This window comes from Variovorax boronicumulans NBRC 103145 (assembly GCF_001591345.1).
GTDB classification, from domain to species: Bacteria; Pseudomonadota; Gammaproteobacteria; order Burkholderiales; family Burkholderiaceae_C; genus Variovorax; species Variovorax boronicumulans.
Window position 1 is genome coordinate 1 of sequence record NZ_BCUS01000229.1, and the last position, 3673, is coordinate 3673.

The 3673-nt window shown below is 72.8% G+C and carries 3 protein-coding genes; all 3 read right to left on the reverse strand.

What is annotated here, in order from left to right:
• Positions 1–2330: two-partner secretion domain-containing protein (locus tag VBO01S_RS31035; RefSeq protein WP_157627541.1), on the reverse strand; the 2330-nt coding region annotated here is incomplete at its 3' end.
• Between the two features lie 153 nt (positions 2331–2483).
• A complete protein-coding gene (locus VBO01S_RS31040) occupies positions 2484–3482 on the reverse strand; it encodes a FecR family protein (protein ID WP_255221259.1) in 999 nt (332 codons plus the stop codon).
• The coding region (locus tag VBO01S_RS31045) for a sigma-70 region 4 domain-containing protein (RefSeq protein WP_169805114.1) at positions 3472–3673 on the reverse strand (202 nt) is incomplete at its 5' end. The genes VBO01S_RS31045 and VBO01S_RS31040, both read right to left, overlap by 11 nt.

Sequence of the window (3673 nt, forward strand, 5' to 3'; positions counted from 1 at the left end):
TCGTACACCGGCGCCACGCCGCCGATGACCAGGCGCCCGGCCAGCGGGGCCGCGGTCTGCAGCTGGCGGTAGCTGTCCAGGCCGGCATCGCGCTTGCGCTGCTGGCGCTCGCCCTGGAACACGGTCGCGTCGATGTCGCCTTCGAGCACCGCGGCGCGCGTGCCGACCTGCACCTGGCCGGCATCGCGGCCCACGGTGTAGCCGTTTTCCAGCCGCTCGCGCGGCGCGATCAGCGGGTTGTAGAAGTAGCCGGTGGTGGTCTTGCCCCAGCGCGCGTGTTCGTCCTCGAAGCCGCGGTACAGGCCGGTGTAGACGATGTCGGCCGGCGCGGTCGACAGGTTGTACAGGCGCCCGTCGGGGCCCTTGAGCCAGCTCTGCTGCAGCCGGCCGGTCTGCACGTCGAGCGTGCCGCCGGCCACGTTGATGCGCGAGCCGCGCTGCGTGACCAGCTCGCCGCCGGCAAAGGCCACCGTGCCGCCCGACGCGGCCCATTCGCCCACCGTGTGGCCGTCGGTGTTGAGGTAGCCGCCGACCTCCAGCAGGCCGCCGCCGGTGTACCAGCGCTCGCCGGCGTAGCCGTTGACGCCGGCCGCCACGCGCACGAGGTCGCGGCGGTCGATCCACATGTCCAGGTTGTTCAGCCGCTTGCCGTCGCGGTTGAGCGGCGCGTCGCGCTGCTCGTTGCCCTGCACGTTGATCTTCACGTTGTTCGACGCCATGGCCACGCCGACGCCGACCGCGCCGGCCACGTCGATGGCGGCGCCGCTGGCCACGCGCGTGCGGCGCTCGGCGCGCGCCTGCACCTGGCCGCCGGTGGCCAGGGTGAGCGAGCCGCCGTCGAAGTCGATGTCGCCGGCCGAGTCGATCTTCACCAGCGACTGGTCGCGGCGGTTGTAGCCGCCGTCGCTCAGGCGCATCGAGTCCTTCAGCAGGGTGTCGCGCTGCACGTCGAGCGCGGTCGCGCCGTCGTTCTCCAGCACGATCGCGCTGGTGCTCTGCGGCGCCAGCGTGACGCGCGCCTCGCCGGCCTCGCCCACCGCCCGCAGGTGCAGCGTGCCGCGCGTGTTGACCGAGCTGCTGGACAGCAGCACGCCCTGCTGCTCCACGGTCTTGCCGACCAGGGTCACGTCGCCGGTCGGCGCGGCGATCAGGCCGGTGTTGCGCACGCGGCCGGCGGCGCTGCCGGCCAGGCGCAGCGGATCGACCTCGTTGCCGCGCGTGCTCGAGTCGCTGTTGCCGTCGGTGCCCATGCCCTTGCGGATCACGAAGGCGTCGCCGGCGGCCAGCACGGTCTGGCCGTTGGCGGTCGCGATGCTGCCGTGGTTGTGCGCCTCGCGCCCGGCCAGCAGCACGTAGCCGCCGCCCTCGGTCACGCTGGTGGGCCGGCGCGTGGCGATGCGCGCGCCGGGCTCCACCACCACGTCGGCGGTGGCCGCGCCGTGCGTGGCGCCGGTGGCGTGGAGCACCAGGTCGTTGGCCAGCACCGGCACCTGCGTGCTGCCGCGCGTTTCGCTGTACAGGCCGCGCTTGAACTGCGCGTCGCTCATGCCCACGGCCGCGGCCACGAGGTTGCGCGTGTCGACCTGGCTGCTGCCGCTGAACACGATGCCGTTGCGGTTCACGACCATCACCGTGCCGTCGGCCTGGATCTGCCCCTGGATCTGCGATGGCCGCGCCTTCGGGTCGTTCACGCGGTTGAGCACCGACCAGCTGGCCTGCTGGTCGAACTTCACCGTGGTGTTGCGCCCGACGTTGAAGGTCTCCCAGTTGAGGATCGCCTTGTCGGCGGTCTGCTCGACCGTGACCACGGTGCGGCCCGCGGCCTGGCGCTGCGAATCGGGCGTGAGCGGGCGCGCGTTGTGCCAGCCGGCGGTGAGCGAGTTCGTGTCGACCTTCAGGCCGCCTTCGGCCAGGCCGTCGGGCACCGACGGATCGTGCTGCGCAGCCGCGCGTGCCGCGGCCTGCGCCGACTGCTGCGCCGCGATGGCGCGCGCCGCCAGGTTCAGGTTGCCGAGGGACTGCTGCAGCTGTTCGTTCGCACGCTGCTGCTGCGCCTGCGGCCCCGCGAGCATCGCGGCGGGCAGGCCGTTGGGCAGGCGGCCGGTGGCCAGCGCGGTGCTCTGCGCCATGTTCTTCTGCGCCATCCACGCGCCGCTGAACGCCTGCTGCGCCTGCGCGCCGTCGAACGCGGCGCCGCCGGCCAGCAGCAGCGCGATGGCGCGCACCAGCGGCGTGAGCCGGACCTGCGCGAATGCGGCAGACGAATAAGAAGAAGAGGACGCGTTCGGCGGATTGCGCCGGGACACCGTGCGGCGGCTGCTGCGTTGCATGCGGACTTCCATGGGTTCGTGTTTCGTTGCTCGATCGGGGCCACGAAGCGCAAGGGCCCGTGGACTACCGAGCTATGACAGCGAAGGTCCGGCGCGACTGCACCATGTCACGAAATCTTCACGAACACGCGGATCGGCACGCTGCGACGCACTTCAGGCGCTGGCGGCGCCCAGCAGCACGATGCCGCCGGGCAGCTGCGTGAGTTCGGCGCCGTACACGTCGCGCACGAGGAAGGCCACGTCGTCCAGCCGGTCGATGGAGAAGCTGGCCTGCACGCGGCTGCGGCCCAGCGCCTCGTTCGTGAGGATGAGCCGGCCGTGGCGGTAGCGGTTGACCTCGGCCACCACCTGCGACAGCGGCACCTGGTCGAACACCAGCTGGCGGCGGCGCCAGGCGACGACGGGGCCGGTGTCCACGCCCGTCACGACGCCGAGCCCCGCGGGGCCGTAGCGCAGCTGCCGGCCTTCGTCGATCCGCGCCTGCTGCGTGCCCTGCGCCACGTCGACCTGGCCCGCCAGGCAGGTCACGCAGACTTCGCCGTCGAGGTGGCGGATGTTGAAGCGCGCGCGCGTCGCCGACACCGTGCCGCCGCCCGCCGCGACCGTGACGCGCGCCGAGGCCGGGCCGCCGGCCAGCACCTCGGCCTCGCCGGACACCAACTCGATGGCTTCGCCCGCGCTCTCCGTTGTGCCGTGCCGCAGGTTGATGCGCGTCTGCGTGTTCATCTGCAGCACCACGCCCTCACCCATGGCGACCTCGCGCTGCTCGCCGGTGGCGGTGCGGTAGTCGTCGCCCCATTCGGCGACCGAGGGCCACAGCGCCAGCGGCGGCGACACCGCGAGGTAGGCGACCGACGCCGCGACCGCACCGCCCAGGAAGGCACGGCGTCCGGGCACCGGCAGACGGCGGTGGGCCGCCTCGCGCGCTTCCTGCTGGCGCACGCGCTGCGCGGCCGGCGCCATGGCCTGCCACACGTGGCGTGCCTGCACGAAGGCCTGCGCGTGGTCGCGGCTGCGCGCGCACCAGCGCCGGAAGGCCTGGGCGTCGTCTTCGGTGGCCTGTTGCGAGCCGAGCCGCACCACCCAGGCTTGCGCTTCGCGTTGCAGGGTCTGCTTCATGGCCTCGGTCGCCTGGGTTTCTTCAGCGGTCATCATGGGGAGACTGTTTTCCGGCGCCAAGACCGAAGCGCTGGATGAAATCCCGGCCGAGCCGCTCGCAGCAATGTTCCAGGCCGGCGCGCAATTCCTTCTCGACGGTGCGCGCCGACACGCCGTAGCGCGCCGCGATGTCCTTGTGCGGCATCTCGTCGACGCGCGCGGCCAGCACGATGGCGCGGCGGCGG

What these genes read in the sequence shown, in the direction of transcription:
- VBO01S_RS31040 (WP_255221259.1), bottom strand. Translation starts at nt 3,482, where the DNA reads ATGACCGCTGAAGAAACCCAGGCGACCGAGGCCATGAAGCAGACCCTG.